This window comes from Halalkalibacterium halodurans (genome assembly GCF_004376175.1).
GTDB lineage: Bacteria > Bacillota > Bacilli > Bacillales > Bacillaceae_D > Halalkalibacterium > Halalkalibacterium halodurans.
In genome coordinates, this window is the sequence record NZ_SNUY01000109.1 from 1 (window position 1) to 6161 (window position 6161).

The 6161-nt window shown below is 43.5% G+C and carries 8 protein-coding genes; 2 read left to right on the top strand and 6 right to left on the bottom strand.

The genetic code is table 11. The features are described from left to right. Window positions 1–166: 166 nt before the first annotated feature. Together rlmH and E2L07_RS19800 are read right to left on the bottom strand one after the other, a co-directional pair. Window positions 167–646, bottom strand: coding sequence for a 23S rRNA (pseudouridine(1915)-N(3))-methyltransferase RlmH (gene rlmH, locus E2L07_RS19795; protein ID WP_134230459.1), 480 nt, complete (start codon window positions 644–646; stop codon window positions 167–169). A 67-nt stretch (window positions 647–713) separates the two neighbouring features. Continuing rightward, on the bottom strand, window positions 714–872 hold the full coding sequence (locus E2L07_RS19800) for a CxxH/CxxC protein (RefSeq protein WP_010900132.1): 159 nt from the start codon (window positions 870–872) through the stop codon (window positions 714–716). A gap of 391 nt (window positions 873–1263) precedes the next feature. On the opposite strand from E2L07_RS19800, the gene E2L07_RS21690 reads away from it, so the two are divergent. Continuing rightward, complete coding sequence (locus E2L07_RS21690; RefSeq protein ID WP_338121509.1) at window positions 1264–1506, top strand: GyrI-like domain-containing protein; 243 nt, start codon at window positions 1264–1266, stop codon at window positions 1504–1506. Between the two features lie 110 nt (window positions 1507–1616). On the opposite strand, the gene E2L07_RS19810 is transcribed toward E2L07_RS21690, so the two are convergent. The 4 genes from E2L07_RS19810 to E2L07_RS21580 all read right to left on the bottom strand — a co-directional run bounded on the left by E2L07_RS19810 (window position 1617) and on the right by E2L07_RS21580 (window position 4212). Further along, entirely contained in the window at window positions 1617–2240 is a 624-nt protein-coding gene (locus E2L07_RS19810; RefSeq protein WP_134230460.1) for a class D sortase, read from the bottom strand. Next, complete coding sequence (locus E2L07_RS19815) at window positions 2240–3217, bottom strand: processed acidic surface protein (protein ID WP_166740141.1); 978 nt, start codon at window positions 3215–3217, stop codon at window positions 2240–2242. Before E2L07_RS19815 ends, E2L07_RS19810 begins: the two co-directional genes overlap by 1 nt. Window positions 3218–3892: 675 nt before the next feature. Then, complete coding sequence (locus E2L07_RS21575) at window positions 3893–4024, bottom strand: hypothetical protein (RefSeq protein ID WP_010900136.1); 132 nt, start codon at window positions 4022–4024, stop codon at window positions 3893–3895. A gap of 53 nt (window positions 4025–4077) precedes the next feature. Next, a complete protein-coding gene (locus E2L07_RS21580) occupies window positions 4078–4212 on the bottom strand; it encodes a hypothetical protein (RefSeq protein ID WP_276399903.1) in 135 nt (44 codons plus the stop codon). Between the two features lie 163 nt (window positions 4213–4375). On the opposite strand from E2L07_RS21580, the gene E2L07_RS19820 reads away from it, so the two are divergent. Further along, entirely contained in the window at window positions 4376–5827 is a 1452-nt protein-coding gene (locus tag E2L07_RS19820) for a DDE-type integrase/transposase/recombinase (RefSeq protein ID WP_134230462.1), read from the top strand. The last annotated feature ends 334 nt before the right edge of the window (window positions 5828–6161 follow it).

Here is a 6161-nt window from a genome sequence, read left to right on the forward strand (position 1 = left end):
TATACACTTCGCCCTTGACAGAACCTTCTGAAACTTTTTGTGTAGTCACCAAGGCTGCTTAAGGTCTAATATATTGGCAATTCCAAAGGAAACCCTGCGAGCTTACACAAAATTCTTGACGGTACCTATTTTTATCTGCTTTTGATAAATTTATAAAAAACCTCATTTACTTATGGTACGGTTCCCCCCTATTAATCCGAAACGCCCGATACACCTGCTCCAACAAGATCAACCGCATGAGCTGATGGGGGAAGGTCATCTTCGAAAAGGAGAGCTTTTCGTCTGCGCGCTTGAGGACGGCGTCGCTGAGGCCGAGGGAGCCGCCGATGACGAAGGCTACCTTGCTCTTTCCATAAGTGGCGAGTCTATCCATAGTATCGGCTAATTCTTCTGAACTTTTCATGCTTCCTTCGATGGCTAGGGCAATCACATAGGTGTCGGGGTGGAGTTTGGCGAGGATGCGCTCGCCTTCTTTTTGTTTGACGTGTTCCATTTCGGTGTCGCTGAGCTGCTCTGGGGCTTTTTCGTCGGGGACTTCGATGAGCTCGGTCTTAGCGTAGGCGCTGAGGCGTTTCGTGTATTCAGCGATTCCTTGCTTTAAGTATTTTTCTTTTAATTTTCCAACTGAAATAATCGAAATATTCACAGTGTATAACCTCTTTTGCACAGTTTTCCACAGGAGTTATCCACATATCAACATGTGGATGTGTAAGTTATTCAGATATGCTATAAATGGCGTTGTTTTTACAGAAGGCGCATGTTGTGGATAATTGCTCGTCTTCTGTTAATTGATTGATGATGGGGGCTGTTTCTTTTTCGTCGATGATGATTTCCATTGCGAGTTCTACGTGTTCAAGGCAAGTGTTGTACATGTTTTCTCCGCTCCTTTTCGTCACGTGTTTATTATAGCATACCCTGTTGACGTGCTGTGGATAAGTTTGTTTATTTGACTGGATGCTCGTGTTGTGAGGATGTCGTTCTTTTTAACATTTTGGCTGTGGATTTTTTATACCGTGGTACGTTTGAGGGCAATCCACAATGGATCAAAAAGGAGAGAAATGAAGATTGAACATGTACCAAGCGTTTGCATCGCCTATGTGCGACAGGTGGGGCCTTATGCTCCTCGTAATCGTCAAACGATGGAAAATATCAAAAGCTGGGCGAGGTGAACCGTCTTCTTGATGATCAAGCGATTATCCTTGGCACTTCACAAGACCCTCCTGAAACGACTCCCCCTGAAAAATGTCGTATGATGCGTGTATCGTGATTTCAGATGAGCAGCCATTGGATGGTTCGGTTCGTGAAGGGATGCTATCTGCCGATTTATATGCGGTGTACGAAGTAAAACATACAGCAGAAGCGCTGGAGCAAGCGTGGGGGGACATTTTTTCTGAGCTCCAAAGCAGTGGGTATGAAATGGATACCAAGCCGCTGTTTGAACGGTATGCTGGCGAGATCGTTTCTAGCGGTGCGTGTGAAATCAGCGTCCCGATTAGAAAAGCGTAAAGCACCCGCTTAAAAACGTAGCAGCTGGACCGGACAGCGAGCAGATGATGAATGATCAACTCTCTCTATTAAAAAAACTCCTGCGCCTGAATGATCAGACGCGGGAGTTTTTAGCTGTTTTCGTTTTCACTCTCGTCTTTCTCTTTAATGAGCGTTGCTTCTAAAATGTAACGCTCCGGTGCAGAGCCGATAAAGTCGAACGGATAGCAGGTTGACACGGTGAGCGTGGCCCGCGGCTTTGGTACGATGACGGTTCGGTCATCCTCGTCCACGATCCGCACCTTGCGCACGCGGTACGTATGGGTGCCGGTCGCGGTTTCGACGATGAGCAGGTCACCGACGCCGACCTCGCCAAGCTCGCGGAAGACGGTGTCGCGGTGCCCAGATAGCACCGAATTGTCCTCTTCCCCTGGCAGGACGCTGTTCGCGAAATGGCCCACACCGCGCTCCAGTTCATCCTCATCGGTTCCGTGATAAATCGGAAGGGTGGCTTCCAGCTTCGGAATGTATAGCTCCCCCATCAAGTCCCCTTTTTCAGGTTTGAGGGGGTACGGTGAATCAACAGGTTCTGTCGGTTCGTCTTCGGCTGGCGGCACAGGCTGCGGTTCCTCTTTCGTCATTTGACCCGCCTTGAAGATGGCGTATCCGGTTAAAAACTTGCTGAGGTTCGTCGTGCTGAACCAGATACCAAAAATGATCGCAACGACAGCCAGGCCGAGTATCCCTTTTCTCATCATCCGTTTTGCTTAACGGAGAATCTGCGATAGACGAACACTCCACCTAATGCAAGAAGGAGTCCATACAATGTGTGCTCTAAGTAGTTAGAGGCCGTCTTTGGCAGCTTCGCCCCTTTGACTGTTTTCGTCACTTCACCGTCTTGCTTTTGCACGGTTTCATTGACTTTCTTCAAGTCTTTCCCTGTCTCTTGGATTAAATCCCATCCGAAATCTTCGGCGCGAAGAAGGATATCAGCAAGGAACTCTCCCTCAAGATTGTACAATTCGATTAGTAAGTCATAGCCGTTTGTTGTCGTCATTGATACAAGCTCACGCAAAGAGAGAGCGATTTTCTCGTCGCCTTTCACGAGGTACATTTTCACGTCAAGCTCAAATAGGTCAAGCATTTCTGAAAAAATGTCGAGAAGCTCCGCAATTTGTCTTTCCGTTAACTCAGACGCTTCGTCAAACTCTTCGAATGCCATCAAGCGATCCGATAAGTTAAGGAGACGTGCTTCAAACGCTGGATCTTCATAGTCTAACGTTTTGAAGTGCTCAATGAGACGATCCAACTCCTCTGGTGTAAGGCCGATCATCTCGAAAAAGTCGGAGTAAAGGTCGTCCCAATCTTCTCCGTTCAGATAGAACCAGATCGCAAAGTCTAAGTCATCGTAAAACTTATAATCATCCAGCGTTTCCCCATATTCGGCAAGCAGTTCTTCAAGCTCTGCTCTCGTTAAACCATACTCATCGAGTAGTTCTTGTAAGTTTTCTTCCGTTAAAACAGGGCCTAAGAAGTCACGAAGCTCGTCCACTGAATCAAAATCAGAAATAACCAATCCCATTTCTTCTAAGTACCATTCAAGCTCTTCCTGTGACCACTCAATGTCAGTTAAGTAGTTGTCCAGCTCCGCTTGGTTCACAGCTGCAGACGCCGTGAACGGAGAAGCGAACGCCAATACGAGTGCAAAACATAAGGCTAATAATTGTCGCATTCTAGGTTCCTCCATTATGAAATTTTTTACTTTTAATGAGAAAATTATAATTCATTCTGACTATTTTGGATAGAGCCTATTTTTCGGCAAAATTCGCCAAAATTCGAATGGATTGCGACGGCTCTATTGCTAGTTTGGGAGAGGACACACAAGGCGACACACAAAGAGCCCTGTTGGGGTCTAGCACCACACTAAGGGCAAAGTACTTTGCTCACCTACTAAGGTGACCTTTCACTATTGGCTTTTCTTATACTTAAAGTAATCGTTCATGATGATCATGATTGGAAAGATTAATACGACCAAACCAATAATGTAGTTGAAATAGCTCATGAAGGCGAAACCTAAGATAACGTTTAGAAACGCTAAGACTAACAATGACCAAAAAGTGTTTTTCTTTTTTTTGAAGCGATAAACAATAAAGCTGAGTATTAAAGAGACGAGGAAAAGGCTTGAACTAATAGCGATAACCAATATAATCACCTGAAGGAAGTAATGTTGAGCAACATGGCACTTCACCAATTTACGTAAATACTAGAGGTCATGTTAAAAAACGAGGAGAACGCCTAGTTAAATAAGAAGGATTTGATTTTTCAAGGGGTTGCTATTGTACTGTGTTTCTTTTTATACATTTTTGAAAGCCCCGTGGACTCTTCTACGGGGCTTCTGCCTGGTAAATCAGGCTCCGGTACTCTGTTTCTGCTGGATCGTAAATCCGTCTCCTGAACTGCTGTTTTGACTTAGCTCCTGAGGACTCACAAAGCCAAAGAGTAAACCTGCTGCAATGAGTGATAGGAAAACATTCTTCATGTTCTCTCTGCCTCCTCCTGTGCCTTTTTACAGGGGCATTGCACGATATTTTATCAGTTTCCACCTCGATGCAATTCCTGAGTGGTAAAACCGCTTTCTGATGAACTGCTGTTGATATTGACTTGATCTGGACTTGCAAAGCCGAACACAAAGCCTGCTACAATCAACGTTAAAATTGTCTTTTTCATACTCTCTCTGCCTCCTCTTGTGTCGTATTGTCAAAACTTTATATAAAAATAGGCTATTAAATCCTATGTTAGAGGGCTTTATAAGCAAAAAAATTGCCACTCCCTGATTTCTGTAGATAATTGAGGTTACCATACACCCAATTCCAGAAAAGGACGTGACAATTTGTACCCTCAAATTCTAACCTATTTATTAACTTTTATAGACTATCAAGAACAAATTATTCGAACTGTGCTTACTCTTTTGATTGGACAAAGCATGTTCGATAAACCAAAAGAAGCTCCTGTTAATCAGCCTTATCGAAAGCTTCTAATTGATGATTTACCTATCCTTGATAAGGTAGAAAAGCTCGCTTATCAGCTTTTATTAACGGAATACCTTCAATCAAAAGGAAAACCGTTAAAACCAGTACGCCGTCGAGCCAATTCTACGCCCGTACCTTCTGCATTGTGTTGTCCTAAGTGTGGTGCCCCTTCTGCGTATTTGTACGCAAATAACGGAGGAAAAGGACAATATCAATGTAAGGTGTGTGCGTGTGTTTTCAATAAAAATAGTCGTTATCAGAAAGAGGCCATTCTTAAGTGTCCTCACTGCCTTAAACCGCTTGAAAAAATTAAAGAACGAAAAGATTTTCACGTGTTTAAGTGCAAAAATGATATGTGTACCTATTATCAAAAAAACTTGAGCGCCATGACCAAAAAAGAGAAAAAACAATTTAAAGAAGATCCACAATCGCTGAAAGTACGCTACATTTACCGGAAGTTCCACATCGACTATCAACCGTTATCAAAACAATCACCAAAACAGCCAAAAGTCGATTTATCAAGATTGTATGTTTCCCCACATACGCTTGGTCTCATCTTGACGTATCATGTCAATTACGGATTATCGGCCCGTAACCCGGCCGCGATCAGGAAGGATATTCACGGCGTGTCTGTCTCCCATCAAAGTATCCTAAACTACGAAAACAGCGTCGCATTATGGCTCAAGCCTTATATCGACTACTTTCCGTATGAGCTCTCGGATCAATTTTGTGGGGATGAAACGTACATCCGTGTCAATGGTCGTTGGCATTATCTGTTTTTATTTTTTGATGCGGTAAAGAAAGTCATTCTTTCGTATCCTGTATCACCAAATCGAGATACCGCAACAGCGATACGAGCGATTGATGAAGTATTAGTGAAGCTGAAAGAGATTCCAGAAAATCTACAGTTGGTTGTAGATGGTAATCCAATCTATTTGTTAGCACAGCATTTCTTCGCAGAGAATCAAATATCGTTTGACGTCAAACAGGTCATCGGGCTAACAAATGAAGACGATGTCTCTAGAGAGTATCGACCTCTCAAGCAAATCATTGAACGACTAAATCGCACGTTTAAAGGGAATTATCGTTCGACGCACGGCTTTGGTTCTGAACAGGGATCTGTTTCTTTTGTGACATTGTTTGTGGCTTACTTTAACTTCTTACGTCCACATTCTTCACTCGAAGGGAAAGTGCCAGTAACAATTCCAGAATTAGAAAAGCTACCAACCATGCCCGCGAGATGGACAACCCTTATTGGATTAGCTCAAGACTGGATTCAACACCAACAGTCAGCCGAACTTTTGGTTAGCTGAGCCCTATTCAGCTATCGGCGAAGCGAACTCTTGACAATCCGAACTTGCCAATGGTTTAAAATGGAAAAAGTCAAGGGTTATTTGGCATGCCTACTTTTGTTCCCTTCGCCCTTGATTGACCTCTGAATAAACCATTGGCGTGTTTGTCAAGAGCGATAGCGCGGCCTTTCCACCTAATAAATGGTAGGTAGTATGAACCGTGCTAGTTTTTCATAGAACTTTTGACACTACCTCTTGTGTCGTATTGTCAAAACTTTATATAAAAATAGGTTATTAAATCCTATGTTAGAGGGCTTTATAAGCAAAAAAATTGCCACCCCCTGATTTCTGTAGA